This is a genomic window from Labrenzia sp. ATLA3, assembly GCF_057180185.1.
The window spans coordinates 343,896-368,018 of the sequence record NZ_JBXUKV010000001.1; the positions used below are offsets into that span (position 1 = coordinate 343,896).

Here is a 24,123-nt window from a genome sequence, read left to right on the forward strand (position 1 = left end):
ACCGGAACAGCCCCGCACTTCGGACAGTCAGCTTGGAAAGGTGGCCGGGGTGGTCGCATTGCGGTGGCAATTGCACTTGGCCGAGAGCACCTTCCCTTCGCCAGCATGACCTGGATCAGGTTCGTCGGGTCCCTGCACTGCGCAATCGCGCCAGCAGTATCTCAGCCTCTTGTCGAGGCCCCCCGGGTGAGCGTCTGTTGTGCCGCTCGTCGGGTGTAACTGTCAAGAGACCGAATAGATCTTCAGCTTCGTTCCTGACATCCGTCCAGAAAGTCGTTGATCTCTGCAAGGGTGCGTAGACGGTAGACTGTCAGATGATGCGGAGGTTCGCGGTAGATGCGCTCCAGCTTGGCTCTGGCCGAGTGTCTGGTTCGCCATATGAACCTCAGGAATTCGACGGTTTGCCAGTTGAACTGCTCCGGGCAGCCTTCCGCCAGATCTGGCCGGCTCTGTCCGTGGTATTGCACGGACCGCTTCACCACCCGAAAAATGCGGCGCGAGACCGGAAAGTCCAACCAGATGAACGTATCGGCGCGCTCGACACGTTCCGCGTAGGTGCTTGAATGGCCGCCTTCGAAGATCCACGCCTCCTTCAGATGAACCTCATGAGTCATCTGGTCCTTTTCCTGCCGCGTCCGTTCATTCCAACCGGACCGGTAGTGGATCTTGTCCATATGGTAGACCGGCAGTCCGGTTTTCTGGCAAAGGGCAACGGCGAGCGTGCTTTTGCCCGAACCCGGGCCTCCAACAATCATCACACGTTTCATGACGCACCAAAGAGAAGCAAGGAAGGGCTGGCCGTTATACAGATCGTGCCGGAGATGAAAACCCGAAACAGACTGTTCAATGGACACTTCAGCTTGTCAGTGCCTATCTACTCCGCAAGACGCCCTGTTGTTTGATGGAGAGGCAGATGAGCTGGTTGAATAGCCCTGATCCCGTGCCGGGAAATGCTGCAAGCTGTGACCCGATCGAAACGATCATCGTACCGCGGACCTCCGATCTCGGCGGATTTTCGGTCAGGCGCGCTCTGCCTTCTGCCAGACGTCGGATGGTTGGCCCGTTCATCTTCTTCGACCAGATGGGACCGGCAGAACTGCTGGTTGGCGGCGGCATTGACGTGCGACCGCATCCCCATATCGGACTGGCGACCGTGACCTATCTCTTTGAAGGCGAGATGTACCACCGTGACAGCCTCGGGACGCAGATCGCAATAGCCCCCGGCGCTCTGAACTGGATGAGCGCGGGCAAGGGCATCGTTCATTCCGAACGCGAACGCCCGGAACGGCTTCAGGAAAAACGCCCCCTGTTCGGCCTGCAGAGCTGGGTTGCCCTCCCCAAACATCTGGAAGAGACAGACCCGACCTTCCAGCATCACGGCACTGACGAACAGCCGGAGTTTTCCGACAAGGGCGCGTCGGTCAGGCTTATTGCTGGTGAGCTCTATGGTCACAAGGCGCCGGTGAAGACAGCCTCCGACATGTTCTATGCGGATATAACGCTGGAACCGGGAGCCAGGATCCCGCTCGATGCGGGGTGGGAAGAACGCGGCCTCTATACCGTTTCGGGCCAGATTACCATCGCAGGCCAGAGTTTCGATCCGGCGCAGCTTCTGGTGTTCAAACCTGGCGATCATCTGGTGATCGAAAACGCATCCCCCCTGCCCGCCCGTTTTGTCGTGCTTGGCGGCGAACCGATGGATGGCCGGCGTTATATCTGGTGGAACTTCGTGTCTTCATCAAAAGAACGCATCGAGCAGGCCAAGGAAGATTGGCGGCTGGGACGGTTCGATACGGTTCCGGGCGACGCGGAAGAATTCATTCCGCTGCCTGAGCGTTAGGGGCCTTGACGCTCCAGCCGCTTTCAAGAGGCGGTGCTTTTTCAAACCGATCGGCGGGACGGATCAGATCCGGCTCGCCAAAGTCCAGAATGATGTTCAGCCGCTGGCGTGCCAACGGGTCACCCGTCAGATCAGGATCTTCCGGCGATACCGACAACCTTACGCCCCTGTGGGTTGTTTCCAGTTGCCTGAACCCGGAAACGGCCTCGCGAAAAACTTCCGGCACCGTCCAGCCGTAACGTAGCGCCAGAGCGTCGATCACCAGCCAGACAGCATCCAGTCCGATCTGTATCTGGCGCGGATCCTCCACCACCAGTTTCAGCCGCAAATAGTCGATGCTGTTTTCCGAAGGACCGCGAAGCAGGAAGAAGAGTGTTGTCGAGCCATAGTCGACGCTCGGCGTGGTCAAGGGCACCAGGTCCGACGCACATTGCCAACGGTCCTTGCTGAAGGGCGCCCGGCGCCAACCCGGATTTCCCAGCCCCAGCGACCTTAACTCGTCACAGAGCTGATCAGGCTTCCCCAGAAAGCTGCGCTTCAGCTCCGCAGACAGTTCCGGTTCCGGCGCCAGCAAGACTTCCCGGGCCGGCGTCTGCAAGGACGACAATGGATCCGGCATCAGAGGAGCTGTGACAACGCTGTCTTCCCCCTTCAGCTGAGCAAGGTGCAGAAACAGACCGCCACCGGCAAACCCTGCCGCCAGAAGCGCCAGTGTTCCCCAAATGTAATAGGGTGTCACGTGAGAGCGGCTCTGAGATCTGGCAGCGCGCGGCGGCAGGCCACCATGCTTGTCGGGCTTGCCCTCTTCAGGCAGCATTTCCATGTCCGGCTCTGCCCAGCGCGGCCCCTTGGAACGAGGTCCGGGCCTCGGTCTGGATTGCCCACCCCGCCCTGTCCGGCCTGCTGGCGCTGCAGCCGATCCAAACAAATGCCTGAGCTTGTGTGCGAATCCAGCCATTCAGTCCCTTAACACCGCGTTCTTCAACCCTCTGGTCGAAGGCTCGGGATTTATCAAACCAATACCTTGAAAAGGCAACCGGATACCTGTCATCTAAGCCCCGCTTCCACGGCGGCGCTGCAAAACGATATGCTTGCGGCCGAAACAGAACCAATGAGGCCCTGAATGCCCACCTTTCCAGGCGATACGTCTGACCTGCGCCGCGCGATCATCGAGACCGCCCGCGCCTTGCCGCGTCTTGGACTGACGAAAGGCACCTCTGGAAATGTTAGTGCACGCACCGAATCCGGTTTTTTGGTGACGCCGTCGGGCACACCTTACGAAAATCTGACCGAAGACATGATCGTTCCGCTGGATTGGGACGGCTGCTACCGTGGTGAGACGCTGCCGTCTTCCGAGTGGCGTATGCATCTCGATTTCTATCTGGCGAAGCCGGACTGCGGGGCGGTGGTCCATTGCCACAGTCCGCGCGCCACTGCCCTGTCGTGTCATCGGCGCGGCATTCCCGCGTTCCATTACATGGTCGCGCTTGCCGGCGGTGACCGCATCGACTGTGCGCAGTATGCCACCTTCGGCACGAAAGCCCTGTCAGAGGCGATGATTGCCGCCCTTGGAGACAGGAGCGCCTGTCTGCTTGCGAACCACGGACAGATCGCCGGAGGGGCGACGTTGCAAAAGGCTCTTGCGACGGCGGAAGGCGTGGAAGATCTGGCGGATCAGTATCTGTCGGCTCTGACACTCGGTGACCCCGTGATACTGGACGCCGAGGAAATGAGCGCAATCTTGAAAAAGTTCAAGACCTACGGGAAACAAACAAGCGAACTTGAAGACGGCCATACGGCTGCCTTCGAATTGCCAAGACGGGTGGACTGAAAATGCGGCTGGGAATTGACTGGGGTGGCACCAAGATCGAAATCATCGCTCTCTCCAACGAGGGCGAGGAATTGTTCCGGCAAAGGGTCGACACCCCCCGAGACGACTACGAGGGGTGTCTGGAAGCCGTCCGCAAGCTGGTTGAGGCAGCGGAGCAGGCAACCGGCCAGACAGGAACGCTCGGCCTCGGCATTCCTGGTTCGCTGTCCCCCAGGACTGGCCTCGTCAAGAACGCCAATTCCACCTGGATGAACGGCAAGCCCCTGGACAAGGACTTGCAAAGGGTCCTCGGACGTCCGGTCCGCATCCAGAACGATGCCAACTGCCTCGCTGTCTCTGAAGCGACCGATGGTGCGGGCGCTGGAGCTCATATCGTACACGCCATCATTATCGGCACAGGTAGTGGATCAGGCATTGCCATCGACGCAAAAGCCCATCTCGGGGCCAATGGCATTGGCGGTGAATGGGGCGCCATAACCGTTCCCTGGATGAAGCCGGAGGAGTATCCCGGTCCGGATAGCTGGATCGGCCACAAGGGCGCCATCGACCGCTGGTGCTCGGGAACCGGCTTTCAGCTCGATTACAAGGACAGAACCGGCACGCTGCTGAAGGGCCACGAAATCATGGCGCTGAAACGCTCCGGAGATGAAGTGGCAACTGCCGTCTACGAGGCCTACGTCAGCCGCCTCGCCCGTGCCCTTGCCATGTCTGCAAATCTTCTCGACCCGGATGTGTTTGTTCTGGGCGGAGGCATGTCGAACATCGATGAGCTTTATGCGGACCTTCCGGCGGCCATGGAGCCTTACATCTTCTCCGACACCTACGAAACACCAATCCGCAAAGCTGCCCATGGCGATAGCTCAGGCGTGCGGGGAGCCGCCTGGCTCTGGGAGTGATCCTGACCGGAACCTGAGATCCGGGACGTTTCCATGAGCGTTCCCGCTCTCGCCATGTTCCGCACGTCACGCTTGGGTCTCAGTCCAGGGCCAAGCCATGTTGCCGCGAAGATTAAAAACCGGTCCGGCGTTCGGTTGCTGGACCGGTCTCCAAGCAGCTGAAAACTCAGCTCGTCTTTTTGGCTCCACTGGCGCGCCCTCTGCTGACGAGCACAATCCCTATCCCGACAGCAGCAACAGCTGCCAATTTCGGAACGTTCGGCACTTCACCAAAGGCCAAATATCCAAGACCGAGGCCGATCACGGCAGCAACAGAGCCGATCTGGCTGAGATAAACAGGCCCGGCAGTGTGCTGAAGGCGGAAATAAAGACCGTACTGGAATGCGAAGATGGCGATTTGCGCAACCAGCAGCCCGGTCGCTTCTGCCGTCCAGGCGACCGGTGAGACCGGAATATCGGCAATAGCAGTGAAAGCCCCCAGCGCCAGAAACCCGACCAGCATCATGCCAAGGGCAAGATCCACGGGACGCGCGCCTACGGGCCATTTCAGCGTGCGATAGATATTGCCGAAAGCCAGGAACACCGGGATCGACAAGGCCACCATCGCCCACCAGGAAGCTTCAACGGAAAGCTGGCGCCCTGACGCTGCCAGAAGCACACCACCGGCAAGACCGAACAGAACACCGGCTCCGCGCAGAACGCGAAACCTTTCAATGCGCAGCAGCACAGCGAAGCCGTAGGTCAGAACCAGTGGAAAGGCGTAGCTCAAGGAAACGAAACCTGCACCGACTTCTGGGGCAGAAGCGACCGCAATCATGTTCGGAGCTATGAACAGCAGGCCACTGACCAAAAGGTACATGGCATACGTTCCTCGGCTGACACTCGCGCGCCCAACCCCGGCCATACTTCCCTTGGCCGTGATCCTGGTAATGGCGAACAAGCCCGCGGCACCGCCCAGAATGGACCATTGCAACAACGCCAAAGGGTGCCAGCCCGTCATCGGAGCAGCTTTTGCAATCACGGTGGAGACGGCAAGGAATCCGCCGACAATCAATAACAACACCAGCGGTTGATCCAGCGGACTACCGCGCCGGTCGCCTGAAAACGGTGCTTGTTGCTGAAGGGAGGCCGCACTGGCTGAGGCTCCCGTTCTGGGCGTGTCCACCATGGGACTGTCCTTCCTGACAAGTCGGCGCCTGCACGATGCCGCACCATCTGAGGAAGATATAACTCATTTTATCTCGGCTTCAAGATACTTGACTTAAAGATTCTTGATGTCAGTTGACATCACCCTGCAAAGCCGACACTATTCTGATTATAAAAACGGGCGAGATGTCAGCTATTTACGTAACTTCGCACGGTCTCACGAAGCAGCGCTTCGTATGGCTTCAAATCATCTGGAGAATTCTGCGATGACCACACCGTCGCGCCCCCCATCGAAGCCATCGGGTCACCTCTTCGGCGATCCGGAAGACTTGCTCATAGACCGCGCCGAGCGCGCGCGCAGACAATGGCAAAGGGAAATACCAGAGATCGCGGATGAGCTTTCGCCAATGGTTCTGCTGGGGCGACTGAACGAAGCCTCACAGGTACTGGCTCGCGACTATCTTGTGCCTGCCTATGCGGAAATCGGACTGAAGTCGGGTGAATTCGACGTTCTGGCTACGCTCGTACGCTCGGGCCCGCCCTACAAGCTCACGCCAACGGAACTCTACCGCTCAACGATGATGAGTTCGGGTGGCATGACTGCGCGTCTGGACAAGCTGGAAAAGGCGGACCTTGTGGAACGCTGCCCGCACCCGGACGACAGGCGGGCGCTTACCGTGTGCCTGACTGAAAAAGGACTGAAGCTGATCAAGGATCAGATGCCCGACTACATTGCGACACAGCAACGCGCTGTCAGCGGGTTAAGTCCCAAAGAACAAGGGCAACTGTCAGATCTTCTTGAAAAGCTCATTCGCTCTGTCAACGATCCCCTAGCCAAACCCTGACAGGTTGGTCGCTTCGTTCAGAAGCGGTGTCGGTCTGGCAGCCTCCGGCAAGCTGCAGGTCTTGTGACTTACCGTCACTGTGAACACGATCCGGATTGTTTTTCAGCCCCAGATGACCAATTCTTTGACCGAACAAAACACCGGGACGACACATCATGCTCAAATGGGTTACGCGCATTCTCGCCTTCCTGCTCTTCACTCTGCCGGCCCTGGCCCAGGAAGAGCTGCAGATTCGCGATATTGAAAAAGGAACTGGTGAAGAAGCGAATGTCGGTGAAACGGTGGTGGTGCATTACACTGGCTGGCTGATGGATGGAACCAAGTTCGATTCCAGTGTCGACCGCGGCACACCGTTCTCGTTCACCCTTGGGGAACGCCGCGTTATCCCCGGCTGGGAAAAAGGCGTGGAGGGCATGCAGGTCGGCGGCAAGCGCGAGCTCATCATCCCGCCGGACATGGCATACGGTTCACAAGGGGCCGGTGGCGTCATTCCGCCGGATGCCACATTGAAGTTCGAAATAGAACTGCTCGAGGTCAAGGCGAAGAAATTCTCGGATATCGACAATGGCACGCTCAAGGCCAAGCTCGCCTCCGGAGCGACGGTCATTGATATCCGGCGACCAGACGAATGGAAACAAACCGGCGTCATTCCCGGAAGCCACCTGGTAACGTTCTTCAACGACAGCGGCCAGGTGAACCCGGCTTTCGGCAGCGAGCTGAAGAAGCTGATTTCAAGCCCATCCGATGAAGTTGTGCTTCTCTGCCAGACCGGTCAGCGCAGCCAGGTCTTGTCAGAGTATCTGGCGGGTCAGGCCGGGTTTACCAACGTGGTCAACGTCGAAAAGGGAATCGCCCGCTGGATCGAAGACGGCGGCGACGTTACTCAGGCGACCTTGCCGGAGAATTGCTGGCTCTGCTGAACGCCACTCCCCTTGGCACCCACTCATTTTTCCCCACTTGGCAGGCCATCGACGCCGCTCTTGTGAGGCAAGGTCCATGCCGAGAGATCAATCGTTAAGCGGCGGCATGCGGTTCCAGGCGTCGAGTGCGGCGATCTTGTAAGCCTCGGCCAGTGTCGGGTAGTTGAAGGTATTTTCCACGAAATACTCCAGCGTACCGCGCAGATTGAGAACGGCCTGTCCGATATGGACGAGTTCCGTCGCCCCCTCTCCGACGATGTGACATCCAAGAAGACGGCGGGTCTTGAGGGAGAAGATCATCTTCAGCATGCCGGTATCGAGCCCCATGATGTGGCCACGCGACGTTTCCCGGAACCGTGCAACACCGCATTCGTAGGGAATGCCGCGGGTCTTGATCTCTTCCTCGGTCATGCCGACTGTGGAAATTTCCGGTACGGCATAGATGCCATAGGGAAAATACTCGGGCGGATCGTAAGCTTTCTCCCCTAACGCATGGCAGGCCGCGATGCGTCCCTGCTCCATCGATGTCGAGGCAAGACTGGGAAAGCCGATGACATCACCGGCCGCGAAGATATGCGGCACGTCGGTCTGGAAGGTCATGGGATCAACCTTCAGTCGACCGCGATGATCCACTTCCAGTCCGCAACTTTGCAGGTTCAGGTTCGGCGTCGCCCCCATGCGCCCAGCCGCGAACAGAATGACGTTCGACCGGACACAGCGGCCGCCTTCCAGCGTGATTTCACAATCAGCGGGCCCGTTTTTCTCGATCTTTTCGACCTTCGCCCCAAACCGCAGCGCAATTCCACGGTCACGTAGCTGGTGCGTGAAATCAGCAACGAGTTCCTTGTCCAGAAAGTCGAGCATGGTGTCGCGCGGTTCGATCAGCGTGACATGCACATCGAGCGCGGAGAAGATCGAAGCGTATTCGACACCGATAACACCCGCGCCGATGACCGCGATCGACCGTGGCAGTTCGGTCAGTTCCAGGATCTCGTCGCTGTCGAGAACAAATTCTCCATCGAAGGGCACATAGCCGGGACGGAACGGCTTCGTGCCGACGGCGATGATGAATTTGTCCGAGGTAATGTGGTGAATTTCCCCCGTGTCGCCTTCCACCTCGATCTTGTGCGGTTCGACGAATTTGGCCTCACCCCGGATCGTATCGACCTTGTTGCGGGCAAACTGATGCTCGAGAACCTCGACTTCGTGGTTGAGGGTAATGTGCAGCCGCGCACGAAGATCCGCTGCCGTCAGGTCGTCCTTCACCCGGTAGGAACGGCCGTAAAAGCCGCGCTCGCGCCATCCCGTCAAGTTCAAAACGGTTTCGCGCAGCGTCTTGGAAGGAATGGTGCCGGTATGGACGGATACGCCGCCAACCCGCCGGCCGCGCTCCACCACCAGAACGTCATAGCCAAATTTTGCTGCCTGAATTGCCGCCCTGCGTCCGGCTGGTCCGCTGCCGATCACAACAAGATCGTAGTGTTCCATATGCCCCTCACTGCCAGTTTTCTGTCAGCCTGCCGGCCCCCGTTCGTCGGAGACATCTTGCAAAATCGCTGCACTGCAAAAACAGCATCTCGGCGTGAGGGTCAAGAAGGCAAGCGGAAAATGCAGGCTTACTGCAAGCTTTGGTGCATACCCGGCGACAATTGCTACTTCTTACAATGGCGCAAGACAAACGTGGCGGCTCGTCTGTATACTGATCGTTGATAAGATTCTTGGTCGTTGCAACGCCAAGTGTCTTGCTATTGCGGGATCTATTAAAGAACCATTGTACGAGACCGCTACGGCGAATTGAACTAACTGCCCGCGAGCCAGAAGTGAACTGGCTTCCCGCCACAGAAAGGATTGACCACCAAGATGGGTTCATCGCATTCGCGGACAGCCTGCCAGGCAAAGGGGTTGCTTGAGAGGCTTTCCTTGAGGTTGTCCCTTGCTCCTGTGATTTGCGGCTCAATGCTGTTTTGGGCGACCGCGCCCGCAATTGCCGGCCATTCAAGCGAGTGTCCGGTCAGCGAAGATATCGTCATTGCGGCAGAAGATTCCTTTTTTCCTTACTCAGGCTTTTACCAGGGAGAGCTTCGCGGATTTGCCGTCGACCTCATCAACGCGGCTTTCAATGCGGAACAGTGCTCCGTCATACTCAATGTCATGCCCTATAACAGGTGCGTCCGGAAGGTCGCCCAGGGTCGGCAGCTTGCGTGTTTCACCACCACCGGGTCGGATGAAAACCGGCGGAACTACATTTTTCATCAGACGCCCCTCTTTTTCGAAAGGGTCCTGGTTTACAGCCATCCGGAAAATACAGCGGAATTTGATCCCGACTTCTTCAAGAACAAGACCTTTTCAGTGGTCAGAGGCTACACTTATACCGACGCTTTCGATGCAGATGAGACGATTGCAAAGGTGGAAGTGGACTCAGATCTGCAAACGCTCGCGCTGACCGCAAAGGGACGCACCGACTACGCCATCGTTTACGAAAAGGTCGCGGCGTTCCACATCAGCAACAGCCAGTACCTGGTCTCTCCGGCTCCGATAGCCAGACATGAACTCGCCAGATTGGGTCTGTTCGTGTCTTTCTCAAAAAAAATGCCCGAGCGGTCGAAGGCGGTGGCCGCCGTCCTCGACCGGGGACTGAACGCCATCCACAAAGATGGAACCTATGGTGAAATTGAAGCCAACTGGGATGAGTGGCTGCAGCACGGACTGAAAGAAGGACGACCGGCCCCGCACTGGGAAAGTGGACAGAACGCAAAGTAAGCTTTTTTCGTTGCCTTACAGATCCGTATAATCTATCCCTCTTGCCATGAACATGAACCTGAAAGCAGCTTGGTGGTGGCGCGGCGCGAAATAGGCGGCCAGCAATCAGTCATGCTCTGAAGGGATCGAGTATCCAACCAAAGGCCGCCGCGGGACACCGCTGGCGGCCTTGGTTCTTTATAAGGCCGTCGCAAAGGCAGCCACCAGAACGGGACAAGAAATATGCCGGTGCTGGCAGACCAGACCTATGAAACCGACTGCGGAATTACCATTCTGCGCACATCGCGCCCTTCCGACTACGAAACCGGAACGTCTGAGTGGATCGATCGGCTGGATGCCGAATTGGGGGCCGTGCTTTCCTCCTCCTATGAATATCCCGGCCGGTATACGCGCTGGGACATGGCGCTGGTGAACCCGCCTCTGGTGCTGGAAGCCAAGGACAGACAGGTCGAGATCCGTGCGTTGAACGATCGTGGCAGTTTGCTGCTTCCGGCAATCGCAGCGGTCTTGAAAAAATGCGACGATGTGGAAACGTTCGAAGCCGACGCCGCCAGGATCGAGCTTACGGTCAGGCGGCCCGGGCGGTTGTTCAACGAAGAAGAACGCTCCCGCCAGCCGTCAACCTTCACCATCATACGCGCTCTGAAGGACATGTTTGCCTGCGGCGATGACCAGCTCGGCCTGTATGGCGCTTTCGGCTATGATGTTGCCTTTCAGTTTGAACCCATTGAGCAGAAGCTCGACCGGCCGGACGACCAGCGAGATGTCGTGCTGTTTCTGCCCGACGAAATTCTGATCGTCGATCACCACGGCAAGCGCGCCTACGTTCTGGAATATGACTTTGTTGTTGGCGGCCGAACCACAAAGGGCATGGAACGGACAGGGTCCAGCCACCAATATACGCCGGCAAACCGGGATCCCGGCCGCGGTGACCATGAGCCCGGGGAGTATGCAAAGCTCGTCGAGAAGGCCAAGGATTATTTCCGCAGAGGCGATCTGTTCGAGACCGTACCAGGCCAGACCTTCTACGAGCCTTGCGCGAATCCTCCGTCCGCCGTTTCGCGGCGCCTTGCTCAAATCAATCCCTCCCCCTATTCGTTCTTCTTCAATCTCGGCAATCAGGAATATCTCGTCGGCGCTTCGCCGGAAATGTATGTGCGGGTCACCGGTGGTCGCCGGGTTGAAACCTGCCCGATTTCCGGCACGATCCGACGTGGCAAGAACGCTATTGAAGACGAAGCGCAAATCCGCAAGCTATTGAATTCCGCCAAGGACGAAGCGGAACTGACCATGTGTTCCGACGTCGACCGGAACGACAAGAGCCGTGTGTGTGTGCCAGGCTCGGTCCGCGTCATCGGGCGGCGGCAAATCGAGATGTACTCGCGATTGATCCACACGGTGGACCACATCGAGGGCATTCTGCGTGAGGATATGGATGCACTGGACGCGTTCCTGTCGCACACGTGGGCGGTGACCGTGACCGGTGCGCCCAAACGCTGGGCAATGCAGTTCATCGAGGACCATGAAAAGTCCCCCCGCGCCTGGTATGGCGGCGCCATTGGCGCGATCCTCTTCAATGGCGACATGAACACCGGGCTGACGTTGCGCACCGTTCGCATCAAGGATGGCATGGCCCAGATTCGTGCCGGCGCAACCTTGCTTTACGACAGTGTTCCGGAAGACGAGGAAGCCGAAACCGAACTGAAGGCGGAAGCCATGCGGGCCGCTGTCCGCGAGGCCGGTCTTGCGGTAAACGCGCAGGAAAAACACGAGAAGCATAAACCTGGTCAAGGTCTCAAGATCCTGCTGGTCGACCACGAAGACAGTTTCGTGCACACGCTCGCCAACTACTTCCGCCAGACCGGCGCGGAGGTCGTCACCTACCGGACCCCGGTGGCGGACCATGTTTTCCACGACGTCAATCCGGATCTGGTGGTGCTGTCACCTGGCCCGGGCAACCCGAAGGACTTTGACTGCGCTGCCACTATCGGACGGGCACGGGCACGGGCTCTGCCTATCTTCGGTGTCTGCCTTGGACTGCAGGCGCTTTCCGAATACTTCGGTGCGGAACTGGGACAACTCGACATCCCGATGCACGGCAAACCCTCGCCGATTTCGGTTTCAGGTAATTCCATCCTGTTTGAAGGCCTCAACGCGCCTGTGGTCGTGGGGCGTTACCATTCGCTTCATGCCAAACGGGACACCGTTCCGGCCGACATACGCGTTACGGCGGAGACCGAGGACGGTGTCGTGATGGCGATCGAACACCAAAAAGAAGCGATCGCCGCGGTTCAGTTCCATCCGGAATCGATCATGTCGCTGGATCAGGATGCTGGTCACAAGATAATCGAGAACGTGGTCAGCCGTCTCGTCTCGGCAAAAGTCCAGCAGGCCTCAGCGGCCTCCTGAACAGCCAATGGCGGGCCAAAACCTGCCATTTCTGTCTGTTGCACTTACCAACGGCGCCATTGATGGCGCCGTTTCATTTTTTCCCAATCAACGTCTTGTTTTTCAATTCGGTTTCTCTACGCGTGCACGATGTTCAATTCGCCATTTTGTTCCTGGAATTTTGCGATTTCGCACTGAAATTTTCGTGACTTAAAAATCGGAACCAATCCGGATGCCATCGCATTTTCTCCTCGACCGCCACAACGGTACGGACAACAGATCAACGTCCCGCCGCTGTATTTGTCAAAGTTTGAAGGAGAAAACTGATGCTTACCCTTAAGAAGACGATCGTTCCCCTCATGAGTGCTTTCATCGCCTCCACCGCTATGGTCGGCTTTGCACAGGCAGACGACCCTTGCGGCAGCGACGGCAGCGGCGACAAGCCGATTACCGAGTGTCCTGCGGCTAACGCAGAAGCTGCTGCACAGGCACCTGTCGATAGCACCAAAAACATGGTTGGTGACCTTGATGGCGACAAGCCGTTGACGGCCGAGCAGCAGGTTACAGGCGATGCCGTAAACCACGCTTCGACCTCAATGGACCTGAATGGTGACGAACCGACCAACCAGCCGATCATCGACACCACCAACGGTAACGACTCCTAATAAGAGCCGTGAAAAATAGTCGCGCCTTCAAGGCGCGGCTTTTTTTTGCCTTTCTCACGCTTCGGGCGCTCGCTTCCCTTCCCTATCTTTTCCAGAAATACTCCCACCGCCGGACCAAATATCTCAAAGATATATCAGAGAAATCTCTCTCACATATTCTCCTTGCCGCTCCAGGCATATTGATCGCCGGTGATTTGGGATATCGATTTCGCGAATCTCTCGTCCGCACGCCGATTTGATTTCACGTCCTGGACCCATCAGCTCACGAAAGAGCGTATCGATGCTTCCCGTAGGTTCGGTCGCAACGCTCCCTGCTTTCGTTGCCAAACGGACGTGGGATTTCAAGAGCAAAGCAGGACTTCACTCTCGCTCAGCTTTTCCCGATGTTCGCAACGCCAGCGCATGCGGACGTTTATTTTGTTCTTTTCACGAAATGGCGCACCAACCGAAGCAGCAATCTGGCTGACATGATCGGGTGACCAACCAGGCTGACCGAAAGTCCGGAAGGCAGTGACTCTCTCCTGGGCACGATCTGCATTTTAAGCGGTATCGGCGAGGTCGAGGCCTGTAAGCGGACAGCCGGCCCACTTCAAATAAACTCGTGCCTCAAACAACTGAGCAACTGAATCTAAATATTACGTAACGTCATTTTCGTATCGAAAAATGATTGTCTACCCCAATGGCTCATAAGCTTTGGCATATGCTGAAGACTGCGTGACCAGAAGAAAGTTGATTAACGGACTACAACAGAGTTCTATGGATTTACGTCGGCAGATTTATTCCGCCCTTCATTGTTGGAAAGTAAAAACATAATTCCTGTCAAAACAGGCTTTAGGGAGACATGATGGCCGGAAGTGCACCAGAGGCCAGGACACGACGCGCCCCGTCGTGGAGGACCGCACGCCGCTTTTTCACAGCGGCCGCGCTTCTGACGTTGCCGTACTGCGGGCCTTTGTCCGCCGACGATGGCGTCGTGCTGAAAAATCATATTCTCGGTCTTGGAACATGCCCGCCCTGGAACCCGCAATCGGTCGAAATCTGCCGTCATAGCGTCGACAAGGTGATGACGGCGCTGGCCCCTAGGCTGGACGTTGGACCAGAGCGGCAACACATGCTTGTTAACGAGGGAGCCAGTGCAGCAGCGCTCAAACTCAAGGCAACCGAGCTCGCCAACACACTCGGCAGCGAAGACCGGCTGATCATTTATGCCAACTTGCCGCTTGGTCTTGTCAACCTGGCAGACGGCGATGGCGCAAGCATCTACGCACTCGAACTATGGGCCAATGCGGAACCGGAAACGTCGCTCCAGGCAATCGGCGATGGCACCTGGATGTCCGCATCTGCTTTTGCGGCCCTCATCCATGCCATTCCCGCCGGCGAGGTCATTGTCATTCTGGATGCCAACAATCCCCAGGCGCTTGACCTTGGCCTTCTGGAACATCATTCGGTCGACGACAAGAACAGGCCGGAAGCTCTTGTGATTTCTTCCGGTCCGGGCCAGGCGGCCAACTATTCCGCAGACCGAACGATTTCTCTGTTCGCAAAGCATCTCGCATTGGCACTGCACTCCGACGAAGGAACGTTGCAGGACGTCATGACCACCGCCGTAAACGGAACGCGTCAGGCAGCCATTCCCATTTGTGCCGAGTTGAACGAAAAGCGCGGCGAGACCAGCGAACCGCATCCTGACTGTACGCAGGTGCCGGAAATACATGATCCCGATACATTGCTGAACCGGACCGCGCTGCTGCCGCTGACTGAAACTGGTGTGAACTGAATTATCCGGGTCAGCTCGCCAAAGTGGTCTGATGGATAGCTTCGAAGGTTTGCTGCCCATCGAAACTCAAACGGTCCAGCGCCTCACTCACGTCTTGAGAAATCGCTTGCACACGTTTTGCTGCCGGTGCGGGCATGCCGATCAGAAAGCCCTGGGCCTCGTGGCATCCACGCTGGGCCACAAGGCAAAGCTTCTCGACATCTTCCACACCTTCGGCCACGACCCGCATCTTGAACGCCTTGCCAAGCCTGACAACCGTTTCGATGATTGCGAGCGAGCCGTAATTGTGTTGCGCCTCTGAAACGAAGGACCGGTCGATCTTGACGCAATCGAACGGAAAGCGACTCAGATAGCTCAGGGACGAATAACCGACGCCAAAGTCGTCCAGGGCAATCCTCACCCCGATTTCCTTAAGACGTTTCAGCACGGCCAGTGCCCGAGCATCATCCTCGATAAGCGTGTTTTCCGTGATCTCCAGTTCAATCCGCTCTGCCGGAACACCGGACGTCTCGATGGCCTTTCGCACAACGTCGACGAAATCCCTGTCGCGGAACTGAACGGGGCTGACATTGATACTGATGCTGGCGCTGGTGATCGTCGTCGCGGCAATCCGCAAAGCTTCGGCCAAGACGTACTTCCCGATTGGCACGATCTGGCCGGAGGCCTCTGCAACCGAAATGAACTCATCCGGACTGACAAGCCCGCGGTCCGGATGGTTCCAGCGGATGAGCGCTTCGTAGCTAACGATCTCCGAAGTGGCCAGACACATGCGCGGCTGGAAAAACAGTTCAAATTCGCCCGCCGAAAGCGCGGCATTCATGTCCTTTTCCAACGTCCGGCGCTGGCGGACTTCGTCCCCCATGCCCGGCAGGAACACACAATAGGTGTGCCGTCCCGCGTTCTTGGCATTGTAAAGCGCTATGTCAGCGTTGGAAATGATCTGATCTTCGGCGTCAAAGCCGGTCATCAGGGCAACACCGATACTGGCGCCCGGCTTGAGGATAAGCCCGTGACCGCAATCTATCGGTTCGGACAGAACCTTGACCAGACGCATGGCCATGTCCTCTGCCTGATTGGCGAACTGAAGGCCGTTCTGAATGATCGCAAACTCATCGCCACCAAGGCGCGACACGGTATCGCCATGCCTGCACCACTGGCGCAAGAGATCAGCAGTGACCCTGATGACGGTGTCACCGACGGGATGACCGTGGAGATCGTTGATGTCCTTGAAGCGGTCCAGATCAATGATCAACAGCGCGGCGGAAAGACCATGCCGTTTGCACTTGCCTATGGCCTTGTTCAGTTCCGCGTTGAAGACGGCGCGATTGGGCAGATCCGTCAGGGGGTCGTGTTGTGCCAGATGCAGGATCTGGGCTTCGGCCTTCTTCCGTTCCCTCAGATCGACCAACGCTGATACGCGCGTGGGTACGCCGCGATAGGAAATCACCCGGGTGCGGATTTCGACCGGCACCCGTTCGCCGGAACGGCTGATCAGCGTAACCTCGCGCGGCTCCTTCTCTGCCTTGACCAGATGATCCTCGAGCTTGCCTGCGAGTTCGTTGTCGACAAACTCGTAAAGGCCTCGCATCTTCAGCTCTTCAATCCGGTAGCCAATAAGATCTTCGAAAGTCTTGTTGCCGTCCAGTACGCGGCCGTCGACCGAGATCACGATGGCGTCGAATGTTGCATTGGCAAGGGCTGAAAGACGCTCGGCCTCTTCGCGCGTGCGCTTGGCGTCTGCCGCGCGGTGGTGTGCCTGCTCCTCGTTCTGAACAGTGTCCATGAGCGCATTGAAGAGGCGTGTCAAACGTTCTGAATCTTCGCCCTTGGCAACAGACAATCTCATGGAAAGATCGGCCTTGCCTGCGATCAGCCGGTCAAGAGCCTCTTCCACATGGCCGATGCCGAGCCTTGTGCCATGTTCTGCTTCGTTAAGACCAAGATCTTCGCTGGCCGCGTCGAGCCGCATCGGCTGGAGCCTGTTGAGGACGGACAGGACAAACCAGCCAGCCCCGAAACTCCAGACAAAGCAAGCGAGCGCGCCGGTGAACTGGACCAGAAATTGCGGCAGATGAGCGCCCATGGGCAACCGCTCAGCAGGGGCAAGCAACGCGAGTCCCAGTGTTCCGGCAACGCCTGCAAATCCGTGAACGCCGATGGCCCCGACAGGATCGTCTATCTTCAGTGTGCGTTCCAGAAAGACCGCACCGAAGATGGCAAAGGCACCACCGGCCGCGCCAATAACAAGCGCGCCAGCAGGGGTCAGCACATGGCAGCCTGCCGTCACTGCGACGAGACCACCCAAAAGGCCAGAGATCGAGTTTTCCGGCAGAATGACCTTGTCCCTCATACGGCCCAGAAAATACCCGGCTCCCGTTCCCGCAGCGGCGGCAATCACGGTGTTGGCGAGTATCATGGGCACATGCCAGGACGCCGCGAGCGTGGACCCGCCATTGAAACCCAGCCAGCCGACAAACAGGATCAGCGCTCCGGAGGTTGCCAGAACCGAACTGTGGCCCTGGATGCGATGGGCGCGTCCGTCCTCACCGAACCGACCGGATCTCGGCCCCAGGATCACGCAAGCGGCAAGAGCGATCCATGCGCCTGTGCCATGCACCACCGTCGAGCCAGCAAAGTCGACGAACCCAATATCGGCGAGCATCGCCTTTGCATCGGAAAACAAGGCTTCGCCCCAGGCCCAGTGAGCAAAGATCGGGTAAATCAGACCGGCGGTCAGAACCGAGCACCAGACATAGGCCGACAGACGCATGCGTTCTGCCACCGCGCCTGAGATGATTGTCGCCGCCGTACCGCAGAACATGACCTGGAATGCAAAAATGGTCAGGCCCCACGGATCAAGGTCCGAAAGACCCAAAAGCCGAGGATCGAACCCTGTAAACCAGCTTCCGCCTGCACCAAAGGCCAGTGAAAAGCCGAACAATGCGAAAATCAGAACGGAAACGGCAATGTCGAGAAGGTTTTTCTGGGCAACGTTGATGGAATTCTTGGACCGGACAAGACCAGCCTCAAGCAACATGAAGCCCACCTGCATCAGCAACACCAGTCCGGCTGCCAGCAGCACCCAGACCATGTCCAGGCTCTTCTGAAACGACGCTATGTCAATTGCCTGCGCCGCAATTGCCGGCTCTGTCGCCAGAACACCGGCACCGCAGAGAACAGATCTGATGTATGCCGCCCGGTTCATTATGTAATTGCCCCACCAGCTCGGAAACAAGGGCATGATTTCGGCTAGAGGTTAATTCTGTATTGCTAATTTCAACAAGTGTTTTACCCAAAAATGAATGCACACTTCTTCAGCAATCTCCGCAAAACTGTCAAAAATCCATTTTTTAAATCAAGCAATTGTAATAATTAACTTAATTCCGCTGACGCCAGTTCCAGCAGCAAAATCTTCCGTTAGGAGACCATGCTCAAAATTGAAGCAGCTAACAATTTGTAAAATCGACAAAAATTCGGTCAAAACCGGCAGATTTCGACGCAAATGAACCGTCACTCGACACCGCGAGGACGCATCAATCTTCGCGTGTTAGCTGGTAGATGCGTCTGCCAGCGTGCAGGACTGTCCGCGATATGTCTCACCGACGCCCGAAATTGCAGCTTCAGCTTTTCTGATCGCCAATTCCCCCATGACACGGGATGTCAGCCATGCCCAGTCCTCCGGGTTCACCCTCACCTCACTCGTAACCTTGACAGGAGATATCTCCCGGACACCCTGGTCCAGAACATCGGCAATCGCGAAGCGGAAAACATAATTCGGGGTCATGCCCATGCGCAGGTCAGAGACTACGATCTTGTCATTTTCCAGTTCAGCGCGGTAATAGCCGCGGCTGAACCACTGCAACTTTTGGAACGCCTCCGTCTCCTCAACACAGGCAACGAGTTCCGGATGCCTCGGATGGGGATAGATTTCGGGGGTCTTTTCGCCATCCAGAAGAGAGAGGTACAAATTGTCGTAGCGCTCTTCCTGCAGGCCGATAACCTTCCAGAGAAGAATGTTGAACGGTGCGGCGATCGCAAACACCTTGTCCGGAACGATGCCTTCCCGCCTGAAGATGTCCCGCGCCTGCTGCTCGACATGACGTTGAAGGACCGCACTGAGGCCAAGATAGCCTGTCGAAACGACCAGAGCCGCCACGGTGAAGGTCTGAAGACGCCTTGTCCATGTTCCCTTGAACAACGCCCATATCACGACACCCAGTAGCGGCAATGTGTAGAGTGGATCGATGATGAACACCGACCCGACGCCGACAGGGTCGGGATAAAAGGGCCAGAACAGACGTGTGCCATAGACAGTCATCGCATCGATGCCGGCGTGGGTGGCGAGACACAAGAAGACGGTGAGCCAGGTTAGCCAACGGCAATCCCTCAACCCCTTGAAGAGCCTTACCACCCCCTCGCCCAGCAGCGGCGCTGCCAATGCATGGACAAAGACAGAATGCGTCCAGCCACGATGGAAGACGAAGCTGTCAACCGGGTCGTCATAGGGGATCAGGACATCAAGGTCCGGCAATGTCCCGAGCACCCCGCCGACAAGGGCAGCTTTTCTGGGGCCGAGCTTCTTGCCGAGGAGCGCTGTTGAGACCGCGGCGCCGAGAACGAACTGGGTAAGGGAATCCATTTGCAGCCTTGGTCCTGAACCGGAAGGTAAGCCGTGTATTTGCGGTGGACGCAGTCGATTGGCAAGGGCTCGGGACGAATTGATTGCCCGAACTGCCTACCAGCCTCCAAATGAGACCGATACTCTGCCGTCCGGCCAGCGCGACAAAAGGAACGCCCCGCGTCCTTACGGGCGCGGGGCGTTGCAAATCCGTTTTATCGAAACGTCAGGCTGCCTGGGTGTCAGTCGACCACCCGGAAAGCCCCCTTGGAGGCACTGGTCGTCAGCTTTGCGTAGGCGCGCAGGGCTGTCGAAACCTTGCGTTTGCGGACTTCGACCGGTTTCCAGGCCTGATCGCCTTTTGCTTCCATCGCAGCGCGACGTTCGGCAAAGACTGAATCCGGCAGGTCCACTTTCAGAACGCGGTTCGGAATATCGATCACGATAGGATCGCCTTCCTCAACCAGCCCGATCGCGCCGCCTTCGGCAGCTTCCGGCGAAATGTGGCCGATGGACAGCCCGGATGAACCGCCCGAGAAACGGCCATCTGTGATCAACGCGCAGGCTTTGCCGAGCCCCTTGGATTTCAGATAGCTTGTCGGATAGAGCATTTCCTGCATGCCCGGTCCACCACGAGGGCCTTCGTAGCGGATCAGCACCACATCGCCTTCCTTGACCTTGTTGGTCAGGATCGCCGAGACGGCACTGTCCTGGCTTTCAAAGATACGCGCCGGACCGGAGAATTTCAGGATGCTTTCATCAACACCGGCCGTCTTCACCACGCAGCCATCTTCGGCAATGTTGCCGTAAAGCACAGCGAGGCCGCCGTCCTTGCTGTAGGCGTGTTCAGCTTCGCGGATGACGCCAGCCTTGCGGTCCATGTCGAGATCATCCCAACGACGCTCCTGGCTGAAGGCGACCTGTGTGGGCACGCCGCCGGGTGCCGCCCGGAAGAACGTATGCACGCTCTCCGAATTCGTCTGGCGGATATCCCAGCGCGCCAGTGCCTCTTTCATCGTGGCTGAATGGACTGTCGGATTGTCCGTATGCAGAAGCCCTGCCCGGTCCAGTTCGCCAAGGATGCCCATGATACCGCCTGCGCGGTGGACGTCTTCCATATGGATATTTTCAACCGCAGGCGCGACCTTGCACAGCACCGGAACCTGTTTCGACAGACGGTCGATATCATCGATCGTGAAGCCGATTTCGCCTTCATGGGACGCTGCCAGAAGGTGCAGGATCGTGTTGGTCGATCCGCCCATGGAGATGTCGAGGCTCATTGCGTTCTCGAACGCATTGAAGTTCGCAATGTTGCGCGGCAGAACGCTTTCATCGTCCTGCTCGTAATAGCGTTTCGCCAGGTCGACGATCAGGTGTCCTGCTTCAACGAACAGCCGTTCGCGATCCCCATGGGTTGCCAGCGTCGAGCCGTTGCCCGGCAGGGCCAGACCAAGGGCTTCCGTCAGGCAGTTCATGGAGTTGGCGGTAAACATGCCCGAGCAGGATCCGCATGTCGGACAGGCGTTCTGTTCCATTGTCAGGACGTCGGCATCGGACATCCGGTCGTCGGCAGCGGCAATCATCGCGTCGATCAGATCGACCGACTTGGCAACGCCGTTTTCCAAGACCACCTTGCCTGCTTCCATCGGACCGCCGGACACGAACACGACAGGAATGTTGAGCCGCATGGCGGCGTTCAACATGCCCGGGGTGATCTTGTCGCAGTTGGAAATGCAGACAAGCGCATCCGCGCAATGGCCGTTGACCATATATTCGACCGCGTCGGAAATCACCTCGCGCGAGGGCAGCGAATACAGCATGCCGTCATGGCCCATGGCGATACCGTCATCGACCGCAATGGTGTTGAATTCCTTCGCAACACCACCCGCTTTTTCAACTTCGCGGGCAACCAGTTGGCCGAGATCCTTCAGATGGACGTGCCCCGGCACGAACTGGGTGAAGGAGTTGGCAATGGCGATGATCGGTTTGCCGAAATCATCGTCCTTCATGCCGGTCGCGCGCCAAAGGCCGCGTGCACCGGCCATGTTGCGGCCGTGTGTTGATGTTCTGGAACGATACGGGGGCATTTTCAATTCTCCCTACATGTGCAGGCCTTTGTCTCTCCGGCACGATGTGCTGCCGAAGTCGATCAGGTTTCTGCGCCCGATTTGGCTCTGATATGGGTTTGACAGTTTTTTTTGCCAAGCGAAAGGCCTGAAAGGGAAAAAAGAGTACGCTCCGGTACGGTTGGCGTTCGCTGTCGTTCCGGAAGCTGAATTCGCCCTGGTATATCGCCTGCGATATTCCCCGGCGACGTGCCGACACAGCGCAATGGTCCAGCCATTTCGTGGTGACCGGTGGGATGCCTTTAGTGCCCGCCCGATTCTGGGCATCGTTTCGGACTGTTTTTCTCTGCCGCTCTGCTGCCTGGTTCGAGCGCGGGCCTGCTTATCAGCTTGCTAGTGGACGGTGTGCCGCTCACGTGCTCGCTGGAAAGGCAGCGCCCCCCACCGCAGGCATGATAAAAGAAAGCCGGTGCGGGCCGAAACCCTGCACCGGCTAACTTTCAGACCGCCCCCCCGAAGGGGGTGGATGTCGGGCGGCCTGAAATACCTCGGATTACTCGGCCGCGACCGACGCTTCGGCCAAAGTCGGATAATCCGTGTAACCTTTCTCACCACCGCCATAGAGCGTATCGGTGTCGAGATCGTTCAGCGGAACGTTCTTCTCCAGCCGATCGACAAGGTCCGGATTGGCAATGAACGGACGGCCGAACGCGACAAGATCGACTGCGCCGGATTCCACCGCCTCGATTGCCATGGAGCGGTCGTAACCGTTGTTGCCCATGCGCGCTCCATCGAACAGCGCATAGAGAGCGGACAAATCACCGCCGTCCGGAATGTCACGCGAACCACCGGTCTGGCCTTCAACCAGATGCAGGTAGGCAAGGCCATAGCCGTTCAGCAACTTGATCACGTGCGAGAAAGTCGCCTGCGTGTTGCTGTCTGCGACGTCGTTGGCATTGGAGAACGGGCTCAGCCGGACGCCGACCCGGTCGCCGCCCCAGACATCAACAACCACATCCATGACTTCCTTCAGGAAACGGGACCGGTTTTCGACGGATCCGCCGTAAGCATCGTCACGCTTGTTGGACCCATCACGCAGGAACTGGTCGATCAGATAGCCATTGGCAGCATGAACCTCGACACCATCGAAGCCCGCTTTTTTCGCGTTTTCGGCAGCCTTCCGGAAGTCATCGACAATGCCCGGAATCTCGCTGGCGTCCAGTGCACGCGGTGTCGGCGTATCGACGAACTGCTCGCCATCGAAAGTCTTGGACTTTGCTGCAATCGCGGACGGAGCCACTGGATCGGCCCCCTCAGGCTGGAGGACCGGATGCGAAATACGGCCGACATGCCAGAGCTGAATTACAATCTTGCCGCCCTTGGCGTGCACGGCATCGGTGACCTTCTTCCAACCTTCAATCTGTGCATCGGAATAGATGCCCGGCGTCCAGGCATAGCCCTTGCCCTGCGGCGATATCTGCGAGGCTTCTGTAATGATCAGGCCTGCTCCGGCACGCTGATCATAGTATTTCACCGTCAGGTCGTGCGGCGCATCGTCTTCATGGCGCGCCCGGTTCCGGGTCAAAGGAGCCATCACGATGCGGTTCTTCAATTCGATTGCCCCAGCCTTGGCGGGCGAAAACAGTTTGGCTTGCGACATGTTCAACTTTCCTTCTGGCGTTTGTCTGTTTCACTATTTCTGGACTGTTCAGTCCAATAATGTGCACAATGGTTGTTGATCTTCATTTCCAGGATGGCCCTGTTGGTCAGGACGTCAGGACTGTCCTTGCCTGCTTAAGGGTTCTTGCGATGCGATCTGCGGGAAGACCTGCCTTGCGCAATGCCAAGGTACCAATGGCAAGCGATGAATAGGCGCTGGCTCTGTCCCGGACACCATCCGGGTTGGCAGGGTCGATCGCCGCAGCGAAAAGATCTTCGATGTCTTCCAGATGCCGACGTCCGATCTCCGCGACCTTGTCATCGTGCGGTGCAAGTTCGGTGATGCAGTTGACCAGAAGACAGCCTCTCGGGCCGCCTTTCGGGTCGGACAATGCCTGCATCATGGCATCCACCGGATCATCTGCAGCGGTTTCGGCAACTTCCTTCAGCCCGCGAATTCCGTTCTCGGAATAATGCTCGAGTGCCCGCAGAAACAGTGTCTGCTTGCATCCGAACGTGGCATAAAAACTGGAGCGGCTGAGCCCCATGGCTTTGGTGAGGTCATCAAGAGAGGTGGCTTCGAAGCCCTTCTGCCAGAACACATGCATGGCAGACTGCAGCGCCGCAGCTTCGTCGAAGTTGCGCGGACGCCCCGGACCTGCCGTGCGTTTTTCCGGGCTGGACATATGGGTTTCGTTGTCTCTCATGACAC

Annotated in this window: 18 protein-coding genes and 1 riboswitch; of the genes, 9 read left to right on the top strand and 9 right to left on the bottom strand. The window is 57.6% G+C overall.

What is annotated here, in order from left to right; all coding sequences use genetic code 11:
- Positions 1-74 precede the first annotated feature (74 nt).
- Positions 75-195, bottom strand: a riboswitch (TPP riboswitch).
- A gap of 47 nt (positions 196-242) precedes the next feature.
- Entirely contained in the window at positions 243-755 is a 513-nt protein-coding gene (locus tag AC2A6O_RS01535) for a P-loop NTPase family protein (protein ID WP_498925463.1), read from the bottom strand.
- A gap of 158 nt (positions 756-913) precedes the next feature.
- On the opposite strand from AC2A6O_RS01535, the gene AC2A6O_RS01540 reads away from it, so the two are divergent.
- Positions 914-1,840, top strand: a complete 927-nt coding sequence (locus AC2A6O_RS01540) for a pirin family protein (RefSeq protein WP_498925464.1) — start codon at positions 914-916, stop codon at positions 1,838-1,840.
- On the opposite strand, the gene AC2A6O_RS01545 is transcribed toward AC2A6O_RS01540, so the two are convergent.
- Complete coding sequence (locus AC2A6O_RS01545) at positions 1,818-2,663, bottom strand: DUF6030 family protein (RefSeq protein ID WP_148587213.1); 846 nt, start codon at positions 2,661-2,663, stop codon at positions 1,818-1,820. The two genes, AC2A6O_RS01540 and AC2A6O_RS01545, sit on opposite strands and share 23 nt — an antisense overlap.
- Positions 2,664-2,963: 300 nt before the next feature.
- On the opposite strand from AC2A6O_RS01545, the gene AC2A6O_RS01550 reads away from it, so the two are divergent.
- Entirely contained in the window at positions 2,964-3,671 is a 708-nt protein-coding gene (locus tag AC2A6O_RS01550) for a class II aldolase/adducin family protein (RefSeq protein WP_498925465.1), read from the top strand.
- Positions 3,672-3,673: 2 nt separating this feature from the next.
- On the top strand, positions 3,674-4,567 hold the full coding sequence (locus AC2A6O_RS01555) for an ROK family protein (RefSeq protein ID WP_148587215.1): 894 nt from the start codon (positions 3,674-3,676) through the stop codon (positions 4,565-4,567).
- A 166-nt stretch (positions 4,568-4,733) separates the two neighbouring features.
- Here AC2A6O_RS01555 and AC2A6O_RS01560 read toward each other — a convergent pair whose 3' ends face one another.
- A complete protein-coding gene (locus tag AC2A6O_RS01560) occupies positions 4,734-5,735 on the bottom strand; it encodes a DMT family transporter (RefSeq protein ID WP_498925466.1) in 1,002 nt (333 codons plus the stop codon).
- Positions 5,736-5,979: 244 nt separating this feature from the next.
- Here AC2A6O_RS01560 and AC2A6O_RS01565 point away from each other — a divergent pair, with 244 nt between their 5' ends.
- Entirely contained in the window at positions 5,980-6,558 is a 579-nt protein-coding gene (locus AC2A6O_RS01565) for a MarR family winged helix-turn-helix transcriptional regulator (protein ID WP_148587217.1), read from the top strand.
- A 155-nt stretch (positions 6,559-6,713) separates the two neighbouring features.
- Complete coding sequence (locus AC2A6O_RS01570) at positions 6,714-7,478, top strand: FKBP-type peptidyl-prolyl cis-trans isomerase (RefSeq protein WP_498925467.1); 765 nt, start codon at positions 6,714-6,716, stop codon at positions 7,476-7,478.
- Positions 7,479-7,565: 87 nt separating this feature from the next.
- Here AC2A6O_RS01570 and sthA read toward each other — a convergent pair whose 3' ends face one another.
- The gene (gene sthA, locus AC2A6O_RS01575) at positions 7,566-8,966 is read right to left on the bottom strand and encodes a Si-specific NAD(P)(+) transhydrogenase (protein WP_498925468.1); all 1,401 of its coding nucleotides are present in this window, start codon (positions 8,964-8,966) and stop codon (positions 7,566-7,568) included.
- 468 nt (positions 8,967-9,434) lie between these two features.
- On the opposite strand from sthA, the gene AC2A6O_RS01580 reads away from it, so the two are divergent.
- From AC2A6O_RS01580 to AC2A6O_RS01595, 4 genes are all read left to right on the top strand, one after another.
- Positions 9,435-10,238: a substrate-binding periplasmic protein gene (locus tag AC2A6O_RS01580; protein ID WP_162530124.1), complete on the top strand. Its 804-nt coding sequence runs from the start codon at positions 9,435-9,437 to the stop codon at positions 10,236-10,238.
- 222 nt (positions 10,239-10,460) lie between these two features.
- A complete protein-coding gene (locus tag AC2A6O_RS01585) occupies positions 10,461-12,647 on the top strand; it encodes an anthranilate synthase component I (protein WP_498925469.1) in 2,187 nt (728 codons plus the stop codon).
- Between the two features lie 305 nt (positions 12,648-12,952).
- Entirely contained in the window at positions 12,953-13,291 is a 339-nt protein-coding gene (locus AC2A6O_RS01590; RefSeq protein WP_148587222.1) for a hypothetical protein, read from the top strand.
- A gap of 973 nt (positions 13,292-14,264) precedes the next feature.
- Positions 14,265-15,068 carry a hypothetical protein gene (locus tag AC2A6O_RS01595; RefSeq protein ID WP_498925470.1) on the top strand — a complete coding sequence of 268 codons (804 nt, stop codon included), beginning with the start codon at positions 14,265-14,267 and terminating at the stop codon, positions 15,066-15,068.
- Positions 15,069-15,078: 10 nt separating this feature from the next.
- On the opposite strand, the gene amt is transcribed toward AC2A6O_RS01595, so the two are convergent.
- From amt to AC2A6O_RS01620, 5 genes are all read right to left on the bottom strand, one after another.
- A complete protein-coding gene (gene amt, locus AC2A6O_RS01600) occupies positions 15,079-18,273 on the bottom strand; it encodes an ammonium transporter (RefSeq protein WP_498925471.1) in 3,195 nt (1,064 codons plus the stop codon).
- 342 nt (positions 18,274-18,615) lie between these two features.
- The gene (locus tag AC2A6O_RS01605) at positions 18,616-19,707 is read right to left on the bottom strand and encodes a metal-dependent hydrolase (protein ID WP_498925472.1); all 1,092 of its coding nucleotides are present in this window, start codon (positions 19,705-19,707) and stop codon (positions 18,616-18,618) included.
- A gap of 221 nt (positions 19,708-19,928) precedes the next feature.
- Positions 19,929-21,773, bottom strand: a complete 1,845-nt coding sequence (ilvD, locus tag AC2A6O_RS01610) for a dihydroxy-acid dehydratase (RefSeq protein WP_148587224.1) — start codon at positions 21,771-21,773, stop codon at positions 19,929-19,931.
- 532 nt (positions 21,774-22,305) lie between these two features.
- Complete coding sequence (locus AC2A6O_RS01615) at positions 22,306-23,412, bottom strand: alkene reductase (protein WP_498925473.1); 1,107 nt, start codon at positions 23,410-23,412, stop codon at positions 22,306-22,308.
- A 106-nt stretch (positions 23,413-23,518) separates the two neighbouring features.
- Positions 23,519-24,118, bottom strand: coding sequence for a TetR/AcrR family transcriptional regulator (locus AC2A6O_RS01620; RefSeq protein WP_498925474.1), 600 nt, complete (start codon positions 24,116-24,118; stop codon positions 23,519-23,521).
- Positions 24,119-24,123: the final 5 nt, after the last annotated feature.

What these genes read in the sequence shown, in the direction of transcription:
- AC2A6O_RS01535 (WP_498925463.1), bottom strand. Translation starts at nt 755, where the DNA reads ATGATTGTTGGAGGCCCGGGTTCGGGCAAAAGCACGCTCGCCGTTGCC.
- AC2A6O_RS01540 (WP_498925464.1), top strand. Translation starts at nt 914, where the DNA reads ATGAGCTGGTTGAATAGCCCTGATCCCGTGCCGGGAAATGCTGCAAGC.
- AC2A6O_RS01545 (WP_148587213.1), bottom strand. Translation starts at nt 2,663, where the DNA reads ATGGAAATGCTGCCTGAAGAGGGCAAGCCCGACAAGCATGGTGGCCTG.
- AC2A6O_RS01550 (WP_498925465.1), top strand. Translation starts at nt 2,964, where the DNA reads ATGCCCACCTTTCCAGGCGATACGTCTGACCTGCGCCGCGCGATCATC.
- AC2A6O_RS01555 (WP_148587215.1), top strand. Translation starts at nt 3,674, where the DNA reads ATGCGGCTGGGAATTGACTGGGGTGGCACCAAGATCGAAATCATCGCT.
- AC2A6O_RS01560 (WP_498925466.1), bottom strand. Translation starts at nt 5,735, where the DNA reads ATGGTGGACACGCCCAGAACGGGAGCCTCAGCCAGTGCGGCCTCCCTT.
- AC2A6O_RS01565 (WP_148587217.1), top strand. Translation starts at nt 5,980, where the DNA reads ATGACCACACCGTCGCGCCCCCCATCGAAGCCATCGGGTCACCTCTTC.
- AC2A6O_RS01570 (WP_498925467.1), top strand. Translation starts at nt 6,714, where the DNA reads ATGCTCAAATGGGTTACGCGCATTCTCGCCTTCCTGCTCTTCACTCTG.
- sthA (WP_498925468.1), bottom strand. Translation starts at nt 8,966, where the DNA reads ATGGAACACTACGATCTTGTTGTGATCGGCAGCGGACCAGCCGGACGC.
- AC2A6O_RS01580 (WP_162530124.1), top strand. Translation starts at nt 9,435, where the DNA reads ATGCTGTTTTGGGCGACCGCGCCCGCAATTGCCGGCCATTCAAGCGAG.
- AC2A6O_RS01585 (WP_498925469.1), top strand. Translation starts at nt 10,461, where the DNA reads ATGCCGGTGCTGGCAGACCAGACCTATGAAACCGACTGCGGAATTACC.
- AC2A6O_RS01590 (WP_148587222.1), top strand. Translation starts at nt 12,953, where the DNA reads ATGCTTACCCTTAAGAAGACGATCGTTCCCCTCATGAGTGCTTTCATC.
- amt (WP_498925471.1), bottom strand. Translation starts at nt 18,273, where the DNA reads ATGAACCGGGCGGCATACATCAGATCTGTTCTCTGCGGTGCCGGTGTT.
- AC2A6O_RS01605 (WP_498925472.1), bottom strand. Translation starts at nt 19,707, where the DNA reads ATGGATTCCCTTACCCAGTTCGTTCTCGGCGCCGCGGTCTCAACAGCG.
- ilvD (WP_148587224.1), bottom strand. Translation starts at nt 21,773, where the DNA reads ATGCCCCCGTATCGTTCCAGAACATCAACACACGGCCGCAACATGGCC.
- AC2A6O_RS01615 (WP_498925473.1), bottom strand. Translation starts at nt 23,412, where the DNA reads ATGTCGCAAGCCAAACTGTTTTCGCCCGCCAAGGCTGGGGCAATCGAA.
- AC2A6O_RS01620 (WP_498925474.1), bottom strand. Translation starts at nt 24,118, where the DNA reads ATGAGAGACAACGAAACCCATATGTCCAGCCCGGAAAAACGCACGGCA.